This is a genomic window from Mycobacterium sp. NGS68 (assembly GCF_059812195.1).
The window spans coordinates 1-19357 of sequence record NZ_JCALCE010000013.1; the positions used below are offsets into that span (position 1 = coordinate 1).

Annotated in this window: 20 protein-coding genes; 11 read left to right on the forward strand and 9 right to left on the reverse strand. The window is 68.5% G+C overall.

Going from position 1 to position 19357, the window contains the following annotated elements; all coding sequences use genetic code 11:
• The first annotated feature begins 63 nt into the window (after window positions 1-63).
• Together AC5Y5V_RS15935 and AC5Y5V_RS15940 are read left to right on the forward strand one after the other, a co-directional pair.
• Complete coding sequence (locus AC5Y5V_RS15935; protein WP_499937370.1) at window positions 64-768, forward strand: response regulator transcription factor; 705 nt, start codon at window positions 64-66, stop codon at window positions 766-768.
• Window positions 746-2248: a sensor histidine kinase gene (locus tag AC5Y5V_RS15940; protein ID WP_499936979.1), complete on the forward strand. Its 1503-nt coding sequence runs from the start codon at window positions 746-748 to the stop codon at window positions 2246-2248. The genes AC5Y5V_RS15935 and AC5Y5V_RS15940 overlap by 23 nt, the downstream gene beginning before the upstream one ends.
• 183 nt (window positions 2249-2431) lie before the next feature.
• Here AC5Y5V_RS15940 and AC5Y5V_RS15945 read toward each other — a convergent pair whose 3' ends face one another.
• The gene (locus AC5Y5V_RS15945) at window positions 2432-4015 is read right to left on the reverse strand and encodes a protein kinase domain-containing protein (protein WP_499936981.1); all 1584 of its coding nucleotides are present in this window, start codon (window positions 4013-4015) and stop codon (window positions 2432-2434) included.
• Between the two features lie 84 nt (window positions 4016-4099).
• On the reverse strand, window positions 4100-4582 hold the full coding sequence (locus AC5Y5V_RS15950) for a lipoprotein LpqH (RefSeq protein WP_499936984.1): 483 nt from the start codon (window positions 4580-4582) through the stop codon (window positions 4100-4102).
• A 175-nt stretch (window positions 4583-4757) separates the two neighbouring features.
• Here AC5Y5V_RS15950 and AC5Y5V_RS15955 point away from each other — a divergent pair, with 175 nt between their 5' ends.
• A complete protein-coding gene (locus AC5Y5V_RS15955) occupies window positions 4758-6632 on the forward strand; it encodes an alkyl/aryl-sulfatase (RefSeq protein WP_499936988.1) in 1875 nt (624 codons plus the stop codon).
• Between the two features lie 72 nt (window positions 6633-6704).
• Here AC5Y5V_RS15955 and AC5Y5V_RS15960 read toward each other — a convergent pair whose 3' ends face one another.
• The 5 genes from AC5Y5V_RS15960 to AC5Y5V_RS15980 are packed head-to-tail and all read right to left on the reverse strand — an operon-like array spanning window position 6705 to window position 11400.
• Window positions 6705-7676, reverse strand: a complete 972-nt coding sequence (locus AC5Y5V_RS15960) for an NADPH:quinone oxidoreductase family protein (RefSeq protein WP_499936992.1) — start codon at window positions 7674-7676, stop codon at window positions 6705-6707.
• Window positions 7676-8287, reverse strand: coding sequence for a TetR/AcrR family transcriptional regulator (locus AC5Y5V_RS15965; protein WP_499936995.1), 612 nt, complete (start codon window positions 8285-8287; stop codon window positions 7676-7678). Before AC5Y5V_RS15965 ends, AC5Y5V_RS15960 begins: the two co-directional genes overlap by 1 nt.
• Window positions 8284-9576 carry an acyl-CoA dehydrogenase family protein gene (locus tag AC5Y5V_RS15970; protein ID WP_499936999.1) on the reverse strand — a complete coding sequence of 431 codons (1293 nt, stop codon included), beginning with the start codon at window positions 9574-9576 and terminating at the stop codon, window positions 8284-8286. The genes AC5Y5V_RS15965 and AC5Y5V_RS15970 overlap by 4 nt, the downstream gene beginning before the upstream one ends.
• Before the next feature lie 17 nt (window positions 9577-9593).
• Window positions 9594-10358 (reverse strand): SDR family NAD(P)-dependent oxidoreductase, encoded by a 765-nt coding sequence (locus AC5Y5V_RS15975; protein ID WP_499937003.1) that lies wholly within the window; start codon window positions 10356-10358, stop codon window positions 9594-9596.
• A gap of 1 nt (window position 10359) precedes the next feature.
• On the reverse strand, window positions 10360-11400 hold the full coding sequence (locus AC5Y5V_RS15980; RefSeq protein ID WP_499937372.1) for a phosphotransferase family protein: 1041 nt from the start codon (window positions 11398-11400) through the stop codon (window positions 10360-10362).
• Window positions 11401-11486: 86 nt separating this feature from the next.
• Here AC5Y5V_RS15980 and AC5Y5V_RS15985 point away from each other — a divergent pair, with 86 nt between their 5' ends.
• Window positions 11487-12095 carry a histidine phosphatase family protein gene (locus AC5Y5V_RS15985; protein ID WP_499937005.1) on the forward strand — a complete coding sequence of 203 codons (609 nt, stop codon included), beginning with the start codon at window positions 11487-11489 and terminating at the stop codon, window positions 12093-12095.
• A 124-nt stretch (window positions 12096-12219) separates the two neighbouring features.
• Window positions 12220-13260, forward strand: coding sequence for a phosphotransferase family protein (locus AC5Y5V_RS15990; protein ID WP_499937007.1), 1041 nt, complete (start codon window positions 12220-12222; stop codon window positions 13258-13260).
• Here the strand turns inward: AC5Y5V_RS15990 and AC5Y5V_RS15995 are convergent.
• Window positions 13249-13605 carry a LapA family protein gene (locus AC5Y5V_RS15995; RefSeq protein WP_499937010.1) on the reverse strand — a complete coding sequence of 119 codons (357 nt, stop codon included), beginning with the start codon at window positions 13603-13605 and terminating at the stop codon, window positions 13249-13251. The two genes, AC5Y5V_RS15990 and AC5Y5V_RS15995, sit on opposite strands and share 12 nt — an antisense overlap.
• Before the next feature lie 114 nt (window positions 13606-13719).
• On the opposite strand from AC5Y5V_RS15995, the gene AC5Y5V_RS16000 reads away from it, so the two are divergent.
• Genes AC5Y5V_RS16000 through AC5Y5V_RS16020 form a run of 5 tightly spaced genes read left to right on the forward strand, consistent with a single transcriptional unit; the run spans window position 13720 to window position 17808 of the window.
• Window positions 13720-14679, forward strand: a complete 960-nt coding sequence (locus tag AC5Y5V_RS16000) for an ABC transporter substrate-binding protein (RefSeq protein ID WP_499937012.1) — start codon at window positions 13720-13722, stop codon at window positions 14677-14679.
• Complete coding sequence (locus tag AC5Y5V_RS16005) at window positions 14676-15773, forward strand: ABC transporter ATP-binding protein (RefSeq protein ID WP_499937014.1); 1098 nt, start codon at window positions 14676-14678, stop codon at window positions 15771-15773. Before AC5Y5V_RS16000 ends, AC5Y5V_RS16005 begins: the two co-directional genes overlap by 4 nt.
• A gap of 1 nt (window position 15774) precedes the next feature.
• Window positions 15775-16461, forward strand: a complete 687-nt coding sequence (locus AC5Y5V_RS16010) for an ABC transporter permease (RefSeq protein WP_499937016.1) — start codon at window positions 15775-15777, stop codon at window positions 16459-16461.
• Window positions 16458-17204, forward strand: a complete 747-nt coding sequence (locus AC5Y5V_RS16015; RefSeq protein WP_499937018.1) for an ABC transporter permease — start codon at window positions 16458-16460, stop codon at window positions 17202-17204. The genes AC5Y5V_RS16010 and AC5Y5V_RS16015 overlap by 4 nt, the downstream gene beginning before the upstream one ends.
• 4 nt (window positions 17205-17208) lie before the next feature.
• The gene (locus tag AC5Y5V_RS16020; RefSeq protein ID WP_499937020.1) at window positions 17209-17808 is read left to right on the forward strand and encodes a putative glycolipid-binding domain-containing protein; all 600 of its coding nucleotides are present in this window, start codon (window positions 17209-17211) and stop codon (window positions 17806-17808) included.
• Here AC5Y5V_RS16020 and AC5Y5V_RS16025 read toward each other — a convergent pair.
• Window positions 17771-18715 carry a prephenate dehydrogenase gene (locus AC5Y5V_RS16025; RefSeq protein ID WP_499937374.1) on the reverse strand — a complete coding sequence of 315 codons (945 nt, stop codon included), beginning with the start codon at window positions 18713-18715 and terminating at the stop codon, window positions 17771-17773. The genes AC5Y5V_RS16020 and AC5Y5V_RS16025 overlap by 38 nt on opposite strands.
• A 120-nt stretch (window positions 18716-18835) precedes the next feature.
• Here AC5Y5V_RS16025 and AC5Y5V_RS16030 point away from each other — a divergent pair, with 120 nt between their 5' ends.
• Window positions 18836-19357 (forward strand): tRNA adenosine deaminase-associated protein, encoded by a 522-nt coding sequence (locus AC5Y5V_RS16030; protein ID WP_499937022.1) that lies wholly within the window; start codon window positions 18836-18838, stop codon window positions 19355-19357.

Genomic DNA, 19357 nt, shown 5'->3' on the forward strand with positions numbered 1-19357 from the left:
CCCAGTCGAATGCGGATACTTGAGGTTGTGTCGTATCCCCGAACCGCCGTTGAGCGCGTAGTCATGTGCCGCGCAGACGGCAATCCGATCAACGTGTTGGTAGTCGATGACGAACCGGTCCTCGCCGAGATGGTGTCGATGGCGCTGCGGTACGAGGGCTGGAACATCGCCACGGCGGGTGACGGCTCGTCCGCGGTGGCGGCCGCCCGCGCGCAGCGGCCCGACGTCGTCGTCCTCGACGTCATGCTGCCCGACATGAGTGGCCTCGAGGTGCTGCACAAACTGCGCGAGGAGGTTCCGCAGCTGCCGGTGCTGCTGCTGACCGCCAAGGATGCGGTGGAGGACCGCATCGCCGGGTTGACCGCCGGTGGTGACGACTATGTCACCAAACCGTTCAGCATCGAGGAGGTCGTGCTGCGGTTGCGGGCATTGCTGCGGCGCACGGGCGTGACCACGGTGGACAGCGGCGCGCAATTGGTGGTCGGCGACCTGGTGCTGGACGAGGACAGTCACGAGGTGCGCCGCGCCGGCGAACCGATCTCGTTGACCTCCACCGAGTTTGAGCTGCTGCGGTTCATGATGCGCAACTCCAAGCGGGTGCTGAGCAAGGCCCAGATCCTGGACCGGGTGTGGAGCTACGACTTCGGCGGCAGGTCGAACATCGTCGAGTTGTATATCTCCTACCTGCGCAAGAAGATCGACAGCGGTCGCGAACCGATGATCCACACGCTGCGTGGCGCGGGCTATGTCCTCAAGCCGGCCCGCTAGAACCCCGCGGGTCTGGTCGCTGCGTTTCCGGCTGTTGGTCGGCCAGGTCGTCGTACTGGCCATCGTGTGCGTCGGAATCACCGCGGTCACCGAGCTGGCGTTGCGTCACCATCTGCTCAAGCAGCTGGATCAGCAGCTCGGCGGCACCTCGAGCCGGTCGGCGCTGCTGTACCCCGAACCGAAACACCAGGGCTGGCGCCACGAGCCGCGCAGTTACCCCAGGCCGGGACCCGGTCCCAGGTTCCTCGATGCGCCGGGTCAGCCGGCGGGCATGGTGGCGGCGGTGGTCAGCAAGGGCAAGACCGTCGACGCCGGATACCTGACCAGCAGCGGCTCGCGCGCGGCGATGAGCTCGACGGCGCAGTCCCAGCTGCAGCAGATCGCCGACCGGCGCAGCCCGGTCACCGTGAATCTGGATGGCCTCGGCCGCTACCGCGTGGTCGCCGCGCCCAGCCGCAGCGGGGACGACGTCATCGTCACCGGACTGTCGATGTCCAACGTCGACGCGACCATGATCCAGATGCTGGTGATCTTCTCGATCGTCACCTTGATCGCGCTGTTGGCCGCGACCACCGCCGGCATCGTCATCATCAGGCGGGCGCTGGAGCCGCTGCGGCGGGTCGCCCAGACCGCGAGCAGGGTCGCCGATCTGCCGTTGGCGCGCGGTGAAGTCGAGCTGCCGGTGCGGGTGTCCGAGACGGACGCCAACCCCTACACCGAGGTGGGGCAGCTCGGGTCGGCGCTGAACCGGATGCTCGACCACATTGCGTCGGCGCTGTCGGCGCGCCAGGCCAGCGAGACCCGGGTTCGTCAGTTTGTGGCCGACGCCAGCCACGAGCTGCGCACGCCGCTGGCGGCGATCCGTGGTTACACGGAACTGACCCAACGGATGGGCGATGATCCCGAGGCCGTCGCGCACGCAATGAGCCGGGTGGCGTCGGAAACCGAGCGGATCACCCGCCTGGTGGAGGACCTGCTGCTGCTGGCCCGCCTGGATTCCGGCCGGCCGCTGGAACGCGAGCAGGTGGACCTGTCGCGTCTGGCGGTCGACGCCGTCAGCGACGCGCATGTCGCCGGACCCGATCACCAATGGGAGCTCGACCTGCCCGAGGAGCCGGTGGTTGTGCCCGGCGACGCGGCCCGGCTGCATCAGGTGCTCACGAACCTGCTTGCCAACGCGCGCGTGCACACCGGCGCCGGCACCGTCGTGACCACGCGGCTGTCCGCCGAGCCGACGCACACCGTGCTGCAGGTGGTCGACAACGGGCCCGGAATTCCGCCGGCCCTTCAGTCCGAAGTGTTCGAGCGGTTCGCGCGCGGCGATTCGTCGCGCTCCCGTAAGGGCGGCAGCACCGGGCTCGGTCTGGCGATCGCCTCGGCGGTTGTCAAGGCGCACAACGGAACAATCGGGGTGCAGAGTTCACCCGGTCATACCGAGTTCACGGTGCGGCTGCCCCGCAACGGGTCGCAAGCGGCCTAGTCCCGTGCCCACGCTTGGCGGGCAGAAGCCGGGTTCTCGCCTGTCACTCCGTTTCCGGTCGGCAGGCATGCGCAAGTTTGCCCGCCTGCGCGCGACAGGCTGTCGCTCGGAGCGGGCAAAAGGCCATACGCCGACTTTCTTGTGACGCCTGGGACTCGTGACACCGACGTAGTGCCGAGCGGCCTAGCAGGTCACGTCGATTTCGAACGACTTGCTCACCTGCTCCGTCGGGTTGGACATGTCGACTCCGGTCGCGGTCCCGGTGACCTTGTAGGTGCTGCCGCTCTTTGTCGCCGTCGCGCTGCCCTGGCCGGTGCCCGGCGAATAGCCGAGCGTCACGCCGTTGACGTTGCCCAGGCCAACGGATTTCACCTCGGGCGGGTCGGTGTCGGTGAGGACGGCGGCGACACCGGTTCCTGCCCCGCCGATCGAGATGGTGACGTTGCCGCCCGACTTCATGCACACGGCCGTGCCCGACACGTTCTGGTCGTGGCCGTCGATGAGAACCTTTGCGCCGGAGGCAATGCCGGCGCCGCCCGGGGCGCCCGACGGGATGCTCCACGACGGCAGCGCGGTCTGCAAGCCCCCGGGCAGCTGGGGGTTGAACGTCGGGCCGGCCAGTTGGGGCGGCTTGAAGCTGTTCAGGTAGGAGATGCCGACGACCACCGCCGCCACGACCACGGCGACGACGACCGCCGCGCCGAGGAGCAGCACGACCATGGTGCGCCGATTGCTCTTGGGCGGCGGCGACCACTGCGGCGGCGGGGGCCATTGCTGCCCCGGCCACGCCGGCGCGGGCGGGGGCACGGGCGGCGGTGAGTAAGCCGGGGGCGGCACCTCCGCCTGCGCGGGGCCCGGCATGGCCGTGCCGGAGAGGTGAGCCTGTTCGACGGGCCGCGACTGCGCCGTCTCCTGCGACGCGGGAGTCGACGGGCCCGACGCCGGTCGTTGAGTGGGAACCGTGATCGCATCGCGTGCGGCACTGGCCAATTCGATGGTGCTCGGATAGCGCTGGTCCGGGTCTTTGGCCATCCCCTTCGCGATCACCACGTCCAACAGCGCGGGCACGTCCTGCCGGGTCGAGGGTTGGGGTGGCGGATTCGTCAGGTGCGCCGCCATCTGGCTTTCCATCGAGTCGCCCGGGAAGGGGCGGCTTCCGGTCAGGCATTCGTAGAGCACACACGCCAGCGCATAGATGTCGGCGCGGGCGTCGGCCTCTTGGGCGCGCAATCGCTCCGGTGCCATGTAGTGCAGGCTGCCGATGACGTCCCCGGCGCTGGTGATGCCGGTTTGGTCGGCGCCGCGGGCGATGCCGAAGTCGATCAGGTAGGCGAAATCGTCGTCGTCGACCAGAATGTTCGACGGCTTGACGTCGCGGTGGATCAGGCCCACCTTGTGGGCGGCCTGCAACGCGCGGGCGACCTGCTCGATGATCCGCACGGCCCGCGCCGGCTCCAATGGCCCGTCGTCCAGCACATGCTGCAGATCGCGGCCCTCGACCAGCCGCATGTCCACATACAGCCGGCCGTCGATTTCCCCGTAGTTGTGGATCGGGATGATGTGCGGATTGTTCAGCTGCGCGGCCGCATCGGCCTCGCGGCGGAATCGCCGGACGAACGAGTTGTCGCCGGCGAGGTGCGGTGGAAGCACCTTGATCGCGACGGTGCGGTTATTGGCTGCGGTGTCGCGGGCCCGCCACACCTCGCCCATGCCGCCACGACCGAGCAACTCGATCAACTGGTACCGACCGAACGGTGTCCCTTCCAACAATTGCCACCTCCACCGTGCGGACAGACCACCTCGCGTCCTGACAGGCGGGCTGTTTGCGCCCCCCTGTCAGGCTGATCGAGTCTAGGGGCAGGTGACGTTGATTTCGAACGGCTTGCTGACCAGCGCCGTCGGGTTGGCCACGTCAGCGCCGGTGGCCGTCCCGGTGATCTTGTAGCTGTTGCCGTTCTTGGTTGCCGAGGCCTTGCCCGAGTTGGTACCCGGCGTGTAGCCCAACACCACCCCGCCGACGCTGCCGAGCCCAACCGACTTCACCTCGGGCGGGTTGGCGTCGGTGACCAAGGCGTTGATGCCGCTGCCTGCGCCACCGACGGTGATGCTGACGTCGGCGCCGACCTTCGCGCACACGACCGCGCCGCCGCTGACGTTCTGGTCCTTGCCGTCGATGGTGACCTTCGTGCCTGCGGTGCCGCCGGAGGCTACCGAGGTGTTACCGGACGCGGCCGACGAACCTCCGCCCGAACTCGACTTGTTGCTCGAACACCCGGAAATACCCGCAGCCAGGATTGCCGCTCCAGCTACCGCGACCGTCAGCCCACGCTTCACCCGTTCTCCTTTGCCCGATCGTTGCGGTCCGTCGACGTTGAGGACCGTCCCGGCAGTATGCGGGTTAACTGCACGCAAGTTCTAGGGGCAGCGGGAAATTATCTGCGTGTTCCTAAGCCCGTCGGCGCTGAACAGGTCCTTCTCGGCGGGCGGCAGTAATGGCAAGGTATTCACGGTGGAACACAAACCCCCTGCCGCAGTTATCGAGTCGGCCCATAGCGAACATGCGTTGCCATTCCACGACACACGGGATTTCGACGATGCGGACCGCGGCTTCGTTGCTGCCCTGTCCCCGTGCGTCGTCAAGGCCGCCGACGGACGCGTGGTGTGGGACAACGACGTCTACGCGTTTCTCGGCGGTCCCGCGCCGACATCGGTGCACCCGAGCCTGTGGCGGCAATCGACGCTGGCCGCCAAGCAGGGTCTCTACGAGGTGGTGCCGGGCATCTATCAGGTGCGCGGCCTGGACCTGTCGAACATCTCGTTCGTCGAGGGCGACAGTGGAATCATCGTCATCGATCCCCTGGTGTCCACCGAGGTGGCCGCCGCTGCACTCGACCTGTATCGGACGCACCGCGGCGGTGACCGTCCGGTAGTCGCGGTCATCTACACCCACAGCCACGTCGACCATTTCGGCGGGGTGCTGGGCGTCACCTCGCAGGCCGACGTGGATTCGGGCGCGGTGGCGGTGTTGGCGCCCGAAGGGTTTACCGCACACGCGATCCAGGAGAACGTGTACGCGGGGACGGCGATGGCGCGCCGGGCGACCTACATGTACGGCACGCTGCTGGACCGCGGGCCGCAGGGCCAGGTGGGTTGCGGGCTCGGCCAGACCCCGTCGACCGGCGAGGTGGCCCTCATCGTCCCCACCGTCGACATCCGCGAAACCGGAGAGCGGCACACCATCGACGGGGTGGAGATAGAGTTCCAGATGGCGCCGGGCACCGAGGCGCCCGCCGAAATGCATTTCTATTTCCCACGTTTCCGCGCGCTGTGCATGGCTGAGAACGCCACCCACAACCTGCACAACCTGCTGACCCTGCGGGGTGCGTTGGTGCGTGACCCGCACGCCTGGTCCGGCTACCTCACCGAGGCGATCGACACGTTCGCCGACCGCTCGGATGTGGTGTTCGCATCGCACCATTGGCCCACCTGGGGTAGGGAGCGCATCGTCGAATTCGTTTCCCTGCAACGGGACTTGTACGGCTACCTGCACGACCAGACGTTGCGCCTGCTGAACCAGGGGTACACGGGTGTGGAGATCGCCGAGATGTTCCAGATGCCACCGGCATTGGAGCAGGCCTGGCACACCCGGGGCTATTACGGCTCGGTCAGCCACAACGTGAAGGCCGTGTACCAGCGGTACATGGGGTGGTTCGACGGCAACCCCGGCCGGCTGTGGCCCCACCCGCCGGAGGCCCTGGGCCCACGCTATGTCGAGGCGTTAGGCGGCATCGACCGCGTGGTCGAGTTGGCGCAGGCTGCATTCGATGACGGTGACTTCCGTTGGGCCGCTACGCTGCTCGACCACGCGGTGTTCACCGAATCCGGGCATCCCGCGGCCCGCGCGCTCTACGCCGACACGCTCGAGCAGCTGGCCTACGGCGCCGAGAACGCGACGTGGCGCAACTTCTTCCTCTCCGGCGCGGTTGAATTGCGCGACGGCAACTTCGGTACCGCCACGACGCCGGCGGCGCCGACGCTGCTTGCCCAGCTGACGCCGGAACAGATCTTCGACAGCCTGGCCATCTCGGTGAACGGGCCGCGCAGCTGGGACGTTGATGTCGCCGTCGATCTCACGTTCTCCGATATGGACGTCAACTACCGGCTCGCGCTGCGCAACGGTGTGCTGGTCTACCGCAGGGTGCCGGCCGACCCCGAGACGGCAGGCGTTACGGTCAAGCTGGCCAGCAAGTCTCGGCTGCTGACCGTGGCGGCGGGGGACTTCAGCTCACCGGGGCTGGAAGTGTCCGGCGATCCCGGCGTGCTGCAGGCACTGCTGGGTGCACTCGATCGACCGAACCCGAGCTTCAACATCGTCACGCCGTAACCTCCCCCTGGCGAGCAGACGCAAAAGCCCCCAAATCCGGCCCGGATTGGGGGCTTTTGCGTCTGCTCGGCGTCAGATCACGTCCACGACAACCTTGCCGAGCGCCCTGCGTTCGGCGACGTGCCGCAACGCCGCCGCGGTCTCGGCAAGCGGGAATCGCGCACCGATATACGGCCGGATCGCCCCGCTGGCGAACAACTGCGACAGCTCGGCCAGGTCGCGTTCGGTCTCTGCGGGGTGGTCGCTCATGAAGGTGCGGATCTCCATACCCTGGATGGTGATTCCCTTGAGCAGCACGAGGTTCAGCGGTATCGCCGGGATCACGCCGGCGGCATAACCCAGGGTCACGAACGTCCCTCCGCGGGCCAGCGCCCGCAGCGCCGGCTCCGCGTACGGTCCGCCGACCGGGTCGAGCACCACCCGCGCCGCATCGCCGGTGAGTTCCCGGATGCGCGCCTTCAAGTCCTCCAGGTCGTAGTCGACCGCGGCCTCGGCGCCGCGCTGCAGGCACAGCTGTAGCTTCGACGCTCCCGACGCCGCGGCCAGCACCCGCGCCTTCATGGCCACCGCAAGGTCGACGGCCGCGAGGCCGACACCACCGGCGGCACCCAGCACCACCACCCAATCACCCTGCGTGACAGCGGCCACCGAGCGCAGCGCGTGATACGACGTCCGGTAGGTCACCCCGAACGCCGCGGCCGAGGCGAAGTCCGCGTCGTCCGGCACTGCCGACGCCATCGCCGAATCAAGCAGCGCCAGTTCGGCAAGGGCGCCGATCGCGGTCGTCCCGAACACCCGCTGCCCGGGCTGGAACCGCGCGCCAGGACCCGCGGCCACCACCTCGCCGGCCAGCTCGTTGCCGGGCGTGAACGGCGGCGGAATCCGTATCTGATACTTGCCCGCGATTAGCAGCACGTCCGGAAAATTGACCGCCGCGGCGTGTACCCGCACCAGCAGCTGGCCCGGTCCCGGGACGGGATCGGGGACCTCGGCCAGCACGAGGTCCTCCGGTGCGCCGTAGGAAGTACAGACGACCGCGCGCATCAGCCGACGCCCAGACCGCGCAGGCAAAACCGCACCAGATGGGCGATGTCGTCGGCATCGGGCCGCTGCGCCGCGTCCACGTAGCGCCGCATCGTCGCGACGGTGCAGCTGAACACCGCTTCGACGTCGCGGTCGACGTCGCCGCTACCCAGCGCCGTGATCGGGTCGGCCAATAAATCGCGCATCGGACGCATCATCTCCCGTTCGGCCGCGTGCCGGCCGGTCCCGACGGACATCTGCCCGGCCGCCGCGCGACTCATGCTGATCAGGTGCGGGTCGGCGACCTGCGCCAGCGCACCGTCGATCCACCGCGCAACCTTGTCCTGCGGCCTGGCCTCCTTGGCCATCTGATGCGCAAGGTACGACGCGACCAGTCCCACCCCGCGCTCCATTACGGCCAGGATCAGGTCGTCCTTGCCGGCGAAATAGCGGTAGAACGCCTTGTTCGACGAGCCGGCCTCGGCGACGATGTCGCTGACCCGCGGCGGCTCCGGCGCGACACGCTCCATCACCCGGACGGCCGCCGCCAGGATGCGTTCCACCTCCTCGGTGGCCTCGCGTTGGCGGTCGTCGAGTGCCCGCTCGACAGCGGCGGTGACCCGGTTGGTCACGGCGAATCGGCCAGCGCTGTAATGCCGTACTTGGCGCGGGCGGCCTCCAGGCGGATGTCCCGTAGCTCGCTGGGCCACTCCGGGTCCTCGCTCTCGTAGCCCTTGAGCAACAGCTTGGCCAGATTGACCTTGTGCGCTTCGGTGGGGCCGTCGGCCAACCCGAGCGCCACCCCGCCCAGCAGCACGTTGACCAAGGGCAGCTGGTCGGTGGTGCCCAGCGCGCCATGCACCTGGATCGCCCGCAGCCCAATCGATTTGAGTACCTGCGACGCCAGGATCTTGCAGGCGCCGATCTCGGCGCGGGCCGCATGCTCGCCAGCGGTGTCGATCAGCCACGCCGCGTGCAACACCGCCAGCCGGAACGGCATCAGCTCGGTGTAGGAATCGGCGATGAACTGCTGCACCAGCTGCTTTTCCGCCAGCGAGCTGCCCTGGGTGAAACGGCTTTTCGCGCGCCGCGCCATCATCTCGACGGCCCGCTGCGCGACGCCGATCGAGCGCATTGCGTGATGCAACCGCCCGCCCGCCAGCCGCGCCTGCAGGATCAGGAAGCCTTGACCGGGCTCCCCGAGCAGCGCGTCGGAAGGCACCCGAACCTCGTCGTAGCGCACCAGCGAATGGCCCGGCTCGTTCGGTGACGCGCCGACGAGGTGGTAGTTGGCCTCGATGCTCAGCCCGTCGGTGCCCGCCGGGATCAGGAACGTCGACGCACCGCGGTGCACCGGCACGTCGGGGTCGGTGATCGCGACGACGATGAAGAACGACGCCACCGCGGCGTTGGAGGAGAAGAACTTTCGCCCGGTGATCACCCAGTCGTCGCCGTCCCGAACCGCGCGGGTGGTGAACACCCGCGGGTCGGCGCCACCCTGCGGTTCGGTCATGGAGAAGCAGGAGAAGATCTCGCCGGACAGCAGCCCGTCCAGGTAGCGGCCCTTCTGGTCCTGGGTGCCGAAGCGGGCGATGATCTCCGCGTTGCCGGTGTCGGGTGCCTGCGTCCCGAACACGATCGGCGCCCACGGACTGCGGCCCAGGATCTCGTTGATCAACGCCAGCTTCACCGCGCCGAAGCCCTGCCCGCCGAGGTCGGGACCCAGGTGCGGCGCCCATAAACCCTGGTCGCGGACCTGTTGTTTGAGCGGATCGACGATCCGGCGCCGCTCGTCGTTCAGCGGGAGGAACTCGCAGCCCGGAAACAGCACCTCGAGCGGCTCGACCTCGTCGTGGACGAACTCCCGAATCCAATCGAGCTTCTGCTGGAATTCGGGTTCGGTAGAGAAGTCCCAAGACATTCCGATGCTCCTGACTGTTAGGGGATGCCGCCGTCGGCGCGCAGGATCGAACCGGTGGTGAAACTGGACGCGTCGGAGGCCAGAAACAGCGCGGCGCCGATGATTTCGCGCGGGAAGCCCGGCCGCTTCAGCGAAAGGTGACCGAACATGTCTGTCTCCCGCTCGCCGAGGTTCCACGCCTTGCTGACGTCGGTCAGAAACGGCCCGGCCATTAGCGTATTCACCCGCACCGCGGGCCCGAACGCGCGCGCGAAGCCCTCGGTCATGGCGTTGAGACCCGCCTTGGCCGCGGCGTACGGAACGATGTCGGGGCTCGGGCGCAGCGAACCCGCCGAACTCACGTTGATGATCGAACCGCGGCCGGCGGCCACCATCCGCTCGCCCACCAGCGCCGAAAGCCGAAACGGGCCTTTGAGGTTGAGGTTGAACACCGAGTCGTACAGCTTCTCGGTCACGTCGCTCAGCTTGCCGTAGAGCGGCGACATGCCGGCGTTGTTGATCAACGTGTCGATCTTGCCGAACCGTTCGTAGGTCGCGTCGACCAATCCGTCGAGCTGATCCCAGCGGCCCACGTGGACCTGATACGGCATTGCGGTGCGGCCGGTCTCGGCCTCGATCTCCTTCGCCGCCGCCACGCAGTTGTCCATGTTGCGGCTGGCGATCACCACGTCGGCGCCGCAGCGCGCGAGGCCGAACGCCATCTCCCGGCCCAGTCCGCGGCTGCCGCCGGTGATCAGCACCACCTGGCCGGTGAGCTCGAAAAGCTGGTCGGCATAGCCCATTTCAGTGCCCCCCCGATGACCGTGCGAGTTCCGCGGCGGTGGCAATCAGCCGCGGGATCATTGCCCCGAACGCGCTTTGGATCTTGGGATCAACCTTCCCGGTCTTCATCCCGGCCGCATACGTCTTCTCCAGCACGATGCCGAGCTTCCAGTTCGCCAAAACCAGGTAGTAGTCGATGTTCTCGGTGGAAAGCCCGCTCACCGACTCGTAGTGCGACAGCAGCTCGCTACGCGAAGGCATGCCACGCATGTCCAGGTAGAAGCCGTCGGTGCTCGGCTCCTCCCCGTCGTAGCCCAACAGCGCCCACGCGAGGTCCAGCAGCGGATCGCCGACCGTGGTCATTTCCCAGTCCACGATCGCGGCCAGGCGTGCCGGCTCGCCGTGCGCGAACATCACGTTGGCGAATTGGTAGTCGCCGTGCATGATGCCCGGCGTGTAGTGCGCGGGCCGGTTGCGGCGCAGCCACTCGGCGGCCACGTCCAGGCCGGGCAGGTCGCGCACCTTGTACGCGTCGAGGAAGGCCAGCCAGCGGTCGACCTGCCGGTCGTGGAAGCCGTCGGGCCGGCCGAAGCCGTCGAGACCCTGCGCGCGCCAATCCACCCGGCCCAGCCGAGCGGCTCCCTCGACGAGCTGGAACGCCAGCCCACGCCGGGCCTGCAAGTCGGTGTCGAACGGTGCCTCCCACCCGCCGTCCATCGGGCTCCAGCCGTCGATCGCCCGCATCACGTAGAACGGCATGCCGAGCACGGCGCCGGTGTCGTCGGCGGCGATCATCTCGGCGTGTGGGACGTCGGTCCCGGACAGCGCTCGCACCAGCCTGATCTCGCGCAACAGGCCGTCGATGCGGGCGTCATCGGCGCGCGGGCCGGGCATGCGCAGCACCATGCGCTCCGAACCGCGGTGGATCAGGTACAGCGTGTTCTGCGAGCCGCCGCTGAGTTGCTCCAGCGCCGGTTCCTCGCCGTGGCCCGGGGCATCGCTCGCATCGAGCCAACGTCCCAGCACGCCCGGATCCAGTCGGGTACCGCTCGCAGCCACCATTGTCTTCACGCCCCGCTCTCCCGACAGAGAATAGCATTCTCCGGCGGCATGAGAAGGCCGGAAATCTCCCGTGCGAGGCTTGGGCCATGCAACTGCTTCTGGTCCGGCACGCCCTGCCGCTGCGCAGCGAACACGGCGAGGGCTCCGACCCGGACCTGTCCGACGACGGATTGGCGCAGGTCGCGCGCCTGCCCGAGGCGCTGGCGCGGTTCCCCATCGCTCGGGTGGTGAGCAGTCCGCAGCGCCGCGCGATCCAGACGGCCGAGCCCGTCGCGGCCGCGTGCCAGCTGTCGATCGAAATCGACGACCGGTTCGCCGAATACGACCGCGACCTTCCCATGTACATCCCCGTCGAGCAGATCCGGAAAGAGAACCCGCAGGAATGGGAGCGGATGGCCCAGGGGCATCTGCCCAGCGCGGTCGACGAGGACGCGTTCCGGGCCCGGGTCCGCGCGGCGGTCGACGACGTCGTCGCCAAGGCTGATCCCGAGGACACGGTGGCGGCGTTCAGCCACGGCGGAGTGATCAACGTGATCCTGCACGAGATCCTGGGCACGCCCCGGTTGCTCTCTTTTCCGATCGACTACGCGTCGGTGACCCGATTGCTGTTCTCCCGCAGCGGCCAGCCGACCGTCGCGAGCGTCAACGGCACCGAACACGTGTGGGATTTGCTGCCGCGAAATCAGCGGTTGTAGCCATTTTCGGTCATCGTCAGACTGCATCCAGGGCCAACCAAACCGCCGGACCCGCGCCCGCACCGCAGGATCGAAGCCACAGGTGCAGAGTCGATGACGCCGGGAGCGGTGGTAAACAAGTCAGGTGACTTCGCCTGACGGGCTCGACCTGGCCGCGCTGGACCGGTACCTGCGTTCCCTCGGCGTCGACCGGGACGGCGAGCTGCAGGGACAACTGATCTCCGGCGGCCGCTCCAACCTCACCTTTCGGGTTTACGACGACACGTCGAGCTGGCTGGTGCGGCGGCCGCCGCTGCACGGGCTGACGCCGTCGGCGCACGACATGGCCCGCGAGTACAGGGTCGTTGCCGCGCTGCAGGACACGCCCGTTCCGGTGGCGCGCACGATCGCGCTGTGCGAGGACGACGCGGTGCTGGGCGCGCCGTTCCAGATCGTCGAATTCGTTGCCGGACAGGTGGTGCGGCGGCGCGCCGAGCTCGAGGCGCTGGGCCGCCGCGCCATCGACGGCTGCGTCGACGCCCTGATCCGGGTGCTCGTCGACCTGCACAACGTCGATCCGAACGCCGTCGGGCTCGGCGATTTCGGCAAGCCCAGCGGCTACCTGGAGCGTCAGGTACGCCGCTGGGGTTCGCAATGGGAGCTGGTGCGCCTGCCCGACGATTACCGCGACGCCGACGTGGAACGCCTGCATTCCGGTCTGCAGCAATCGATTCCACCGCAGGGCCGCACGTCGATCGTGCACGGCGACTACCGGATCGACAACACCATCCTGGCCGCGGATGACCCGACCCGGGTGCTCGCCGTCGTGGACTGGGAACTCTCGACGCTGGGCGACCCGATCAGCGACGCGGCCCTGATGTGCGTCTACCGCGACCCCGCGCTGGATCTGATCCTGAGCGCCCAGGCCGCCTGGACGTCGCCGCTGCTCCCGACGGCCGACGAACTGGCCGACCGCTACTCGCTGGTGTCCGGGCGGTCACTGGCGCACTGGGAGTTCTATATGGCGCTGGCCTACTTCAAGCTGGCCATCATCGCCGCCGGGATCGATTTCCGCAGGCGCATGTCGGAGCAGGCGCAAGGCAACGAGGACGCGTCGGAAGGGCCCGAGGTCGTGGCGCCGCTGATCTCCCGCGGTCTCAGCGAACTCGCCAAGCTAACTGGCTAGCTTCGCCGCCTTGAGGGCCGCTACGTGGCTCCTTCGGGCGGCGCGCCGCAACTGCAGGATCCGCGCCGTGCCGACGGCCACGGTGAGCAGGCCGCCGACGATCGCCGCTAGCAGGATTGCCACACCCAGGGGCAGCCTCCAGTGCCAGCCAAGGAAGGTGAACGGCGCGGACTCGGGGTTCTGGGTGATGAAGACCAGCAGCAGGATCAGGATGAGGAAACCGAGTATCAACGACGTCCACAGGGCGCCGGCCCGGGTCAACTTCGCTGCCGGATCGGCGGTCGGGGGAAGTGCGACCGGCGCCGGCGTGGACTTGTCGGACGAGGCAGGGGTGTCGCTGCTCATAGGACCATCTTTGTCCCATTGGCAACAAAATGAAACACGCCCACGCCGGAAACCTCGGGACGCGTGAACCGGACGCAGCAGCGACTCGTCCTCACGGACATTACTGTCAACCCTATGACGAGGCCGTGGCGCGCGCTGAGCGCGACAGTTTCCGCCGCGGCGTGCCTGGTGGCGGTGTGCCTCGTCGCGGCGTGCAGCAGTTCCGATCCACTCGGGACGGAAACGCGCAGCCCGAAATCCATCGTCGTCGGGTCGGGGGACTTCCCCGAATCCGAGGTCGTCGCCGAAATCTACGCGCAGGCGTTGCAGGCCAACGGATTCGAGGTCGGCCGGCGGATGGGCATCGGCAGCCGCGAAACCTACATCCCCGCGTTGAAGGACCATTCCATCGACCTGGTGCCGGAGTACATCGGGAACTTGCTGCTGTACTTCGCCCCGAATGCCACCGCGACCATGTTGGACGCCGTCGAGCTGGAGCTCTACAAACAGCTGCCCGGTGATCTGTCGATCCTGACGCCGTCGCCGGCCACCGACACCGACACCGTCACCGTCACCGGCGGGACCGCGGCCATGTGGAACCTGAAGACGATTCGAGACTTGGCCGCACATTCGGCGGACGTGAAGTTCGCGGCGCCGTCGGCGTTCCAGACCAGGCCGTCGGGACTGCCGGGGCTGCGGCAGAAGTACGGACTCGACGTCAGTCCGGGCAACTTCACCGCCATCAACGACGGCGGCGGGGCGGTGACGGTGCGAGCGTTGGTGGAGGGCAAGGCGACTGCCGCAAACATCTTCAGCACGTCGCCGGCCATCCCGCAGAACCACTTGGTGGCGCTCGAGGATCCCGAGCACAACTTCCTCGCCGGAAATATTGTGCCGCTGGTGAATTCGCAGAAGAAGACCGACCGCCTCAAGAACGTGCTGGATGCGGTATCGGCGAAGCTGACCACCGAGGGCCTGGCCGCGCTCAACGCCTCGGTGTCTGGCAACTCCGGCATCGACATCGACCAGGCGGCACGAAACTGGGTGCGTTCCAACGGCTTCGACCACCCCCTCGGGAAACCGGCTGGCAGTTGATCACTTTCGACGATGTCAGCAAGGAATTCGCCGACGGAACGACCGCCGTCGAGCACCTGAACCTGCAAGTCCCCGACGGTGAGTTGACGGTCTTCGTCGGCTCCTCCGGCAGCGGCAAGACCACGGCGCTGCGGATGATCAATCGGATGATCGAGCCGACCAGCGGCACCATCACCGTCAACGGCAAGGACGTGTCCACCGTCGACCCGGTGCGGCTGCGGCTCGGGATCGGCTACGTCATCCAGAACGCCGGGCTGATGCCCCACCAACGCGTCATCGACAACGTCGCGACGGTGCCGGTGCTGAAGGGCCAGTCCCGCAGGGCCGCCCGCAAGGCCGCCTACGAGGTGCTCGAACGGGTGGGCCTGGACGCCAGGCTCGCCACCCGCTATCCGGCCCAGCTGTCCGGCGGTGAACAACAACGCATCGGGGTGGCGCGTGCCCTGGCCGCCGATCCGCCGATCCTGTTGATGGACGAGCCGTTCTCCGCCGTCGACCCGGTGGTGCGGCACGAGCTGCAACGCGAGATCCTGCGTCTGCAAAGCGAATTGCGCAAGACGATCGTGTTCGTCACGCACGACATCGACGAGGCGCTGCTGCTCGCCGACAAGGTCGCCGTGTTCCGGCACGGCTTGTTGCAGCAGTACGACGAACCCACCCGGCTGCTGTCGCGGCCCGCCAACGACTTTGTGGCCAGGTTCATCGGCCTGGGCCGTGGCTACCGGTGGTTGCAGCTCGTCGACGCGGACGGGCTGCCGCTGCACGACATCGCGTGCATCCCCGCGGCGGGTCTCGCCGGCGCCACCGCCGACGGCTGGGCCTTGGTGGTCGACGACGAGGGCGCGCCGCTGGGCTGGATCGACGCCGACGGCCTGTGCCGGCACCGCGACGGTGCTCCGCTGTCCGACAGCATGAGCGGGGTCGGCTCGGTGTTTCGGCTGGGCGGCAACCTCAGCCAGGCGCTGGACGCGGCGCTGTCGTCGCCGTCGTCGGTGGGTGTGACGGTCGATGGTGGCGGCAAGGTGGTCGGCGGCGTCGTCGCCGTCGACGTGCTGGCCGCGGCCGAAGCCCGGCGCCAGGCGGAACGGGCCTGACATGCACTACCTGCTGAACCACCTGCCCGACGCCTGGAAGCTGACCGTGGTGCACCTGCGGCTGGCGTTGGTACCGGTGCTGCTCGGGCTGGCTATCGCGGTGCCGCTGGGCATGGCGGTGCAGCGGGCGCCACTTGCCCGACGGCTGACCACCGCGACCGCCAGCGTGGTGTTCACCATTCCGTCGCTGGCCCTGTTCGTGGCCCTGCCGATGATCATCGGGACACGCATCCTCGACGAGGCCAACGTGATCGTCGCGCTGACGGCCTACACCACCGCGCTGCTGGTGCGTTCGGTGCTCGAGGCGCTGGACGCGGTGCCCGCGCCCGTCCGTGACGCCGCCACCGCCGTCGGCTACGGGCCGATCGCCCGGATGGTGAAAGTCGAGCTGCCGCTGTCGATCCCGGTACTGGTCGCCGGCCTGCGGGTGGTCGTCGTGACCAACATCGCGATGGTCTCGGTGGGTTCGGTGATCGGCATCGGCGGCCTGGGCACCTGGTTCACCGAGGGCTATCAGACGAACAAGAGCGACCAGATCGTCGCCGGCATCATGGCGTTGTTCGTGCTTGCCGTCGTGATCGACGCGCTGATCGACGTGACGGGCCGGCTGGCGACGCCGTGGGAGCGCGCCGCGCGGCGCGCCCGTCGGCGTTCGGTGGTGGCTCCGATCGTCGGCGGTGCGCGATGAACTTCGTCGGGCAGGCCGTGTCCTACCTGCTCACCGCCGACAACTGGTCCGGCCCCGTCGGGCTGGCGGCGCGCATCGCACAGCATCTGGAATACACCGCGCTGGCGGTGGGCGCGTCGGCGCTGATCGCGGTCCCGATCGGGCTGATCATCGGCCACACCGGACGCGGCTCGCTGCTGGTGGTCGGCGCCGTGAACGGCCTGCGTGCGCTCCCGACGCTGGGGGTGCTGTTGCTCGGGGTACTGCTGTTCGGGCTGGGCCTGGGGCCGCCGCTGGTGGCGCTGATGCTGCTGGGTGTCCCGTCGCTGCTGGCCGGCACGTACGCGGGCGTCGCCAACGTGGACCCGACGGTGGTCGATGCGGCCCGCGCCATGGGCATGACCGAGGCCCAGGTGCTGCTGCGCGTCGAGGTGCCGAACGCGCTGCCGCTGATCCTGGGCGGCCTGCGCAGCGCGACGCTGCAGGTGGTCGCCACGGCCACGGTGGCCGCCTACGCCAGCCTCGGCGGGCTGGGGGGCTACCTGATCGACGGGATCAAGGTGCGCCAATTTCATCTCGCGCTGGTGGGGGCGCTGATGGTGGCGGCGTTGGCGCTGATCCTCGACGGCCTGCTGGCGCTCGCGGTGTGGTTGTCGGCCCCCGGCACCGGCCGGCTGCGCAGGGTCCTCGGGCGGCGCGACCGTATACCCGCAACAGCAGTTCGCGACAACTCTGCCGCGGTTGGCGGACACGCTCTACGGTAGGGGAGTGAACGCAGCCTCTTCTGATTCGACTCCGCGCGTCTGGCCGGCGATGTTGACCTGGCGCGCACAGGACGTCTCGCGCATGGAATCGGTACGAGTGCAGTTGTCCGGCAAGCGAATCCGTGCCAACGGCCGCATCGTGGCGGCCGCCACCGACGGCAACCCGGCGTTCGGCGCCTACTACGAGCTGCAGACCGACGAGACCGGCGCGACCAAGCGGTTCGGGCTGACCGTCACCCTGTCCGAGCGGGAGCGTCAGCTCGCCATCTCGCGTGACGAGGAAAACATGTGGTTGATCACCGACCACCAGGGTGAGCGGCGGGCCAGCTACAACGGGGCGCTGGACGTCGACGTGGTGTTCAGCCCCTTCTTCAACGCGCTGCCGATCCGCCGCCTGGGCCTGCACGAGCGGGCGGACACGCTCGTGTTGCCGATGGTCTACGTCAACGTGCCCCAGATGACCGTCGACGCGGCCACCGTCAGCTACACCAGCGAGGGACGGCTGGATGGCATCAAGCTGCGGTCGCCGGTCGCCGACACCACCGTGCGCGTCGACGCCGACGGGTTCATCGCGGACTATCCAGGCTTGGCAGAGCGGATCTGATCACCCCGCCCGCCCGGCCGGCGGCGGCGAGCTCCTGACGCCAATTCTCGGCGCCGATGGCGGTCGTAAGGATGTCGAAGCGCGGGAAGCTGTCGTAGCGGGTTCGTGCGGCGTGGCCCGCCTCGACGAGCTCCTGAACGGAGTTGTGCGAGGCCAGCGAGTCGCGCGCGCGGCTCAGCCGCTCGATGACCTGATCCGCCGACCGCAGCAGCTCGGTCGAGTTGCCTTCGCACATCGCCCGCACCAGGTCCGGCGCCGTGCCCGCCACCCGGGTGGCATCCCGGAAGGACCCCGCGGCCAGCGCGAAGGCGAGCGGCACCTCGGCGGCGGTGACGGCCAGCGCCTCGGCGAGCAAATGTGGCAGGTGGGAGATCGCGGCCGCCGCCGCGTCGTGCTCGTCGGACTTTGCCGGCACCACCACCGCGCCGCAGTCCAGCGCCAGCGCCATGACCATCGACCACACCGTCGGGTCGACGTGGTCGTCGACGCTGAGGACCCACGGCGCCCTGGTGAACAGCCCGCCGTGGCCCGCCGCCCAGCCCGAGTGGGCGGTGCCCGTCATCGGATGACCGCCGACGAACCGCGCCTGCAGCCCGGCCGCGGCGACCTCGTCGAGCACGGCGCACTTCACACTGGTGACGTCGGTCAGCGGGCAGTCGGGCGCGGATTCGCTGATGTGCGACAGCATGGTCGGCAGCGCGGGCATGGGAACGGCCAGCACGATCAGCGCCTCGGTCTCGGCCGCGCGGCCCAGCGCTTCGCTCAGCTCGGTGGTGGCGTCGTAGCCGTCGGAGCGGGCGCCCTGCATGCCCTCCACGGACCGGTTGTAGCCGAACACGTCGCGGCCGGAGGCGGCCGCCGCCCGCATAATCGAACCGCCGATCAGCCCAAGTCCGAGAACACACACCGGCGTCTGGAAAACGGGGCGAGCCATCCTTCAAGGTTGGCACAGCTGGCCCGCGGCGCCGCTGTCAGGTGCGGCGGCTCATCTGGTCAGGGACCTGGCCAGCGACTAGCGTAGGCGCCCATGGGAGCACAACGGGCTTCAGCAACAGGCCCGTCGTCGGACACACCGGACGGCTACGGCGTTGCCGTCGTACGCGAAGAGGGCCAGTGGCGCTGTTCGGCGATGGCGGCGAATTCACTGACGAGTCTGGCCGCCGCCGAGACGGAGCTGCGCGAGCTCCGCAGCTCGGGCGCGGTCTTCGGCCTTCTCGATGTCGACGACGAGTTCTTCGTCATCCTGCGCCCGGCGCCGTCGGGAACCCGGCTGCTGCTGTCGGACGCCACCGCCGCGCTGGACTATGACATCGCCGCCGAAGTCCTGGACAACCTGGACGCCGACATCGACCCCGAGGACCTCGAGGACGTCGACCCGTTCGAGGAAGGCGATCTGGGGTTGCTGTCGGACATCGGCCTGTCCGAGTCCGTGCTGGGCGTCATCCTCGACGAGACCGACCTGTACGCGGACGAGCAGCTGGGCCGCATCGCCCGGGAGATGGGCTTTGCCGACCAGCTGTCGGCGGTGATCGACCGCCTCGGTCGGTGA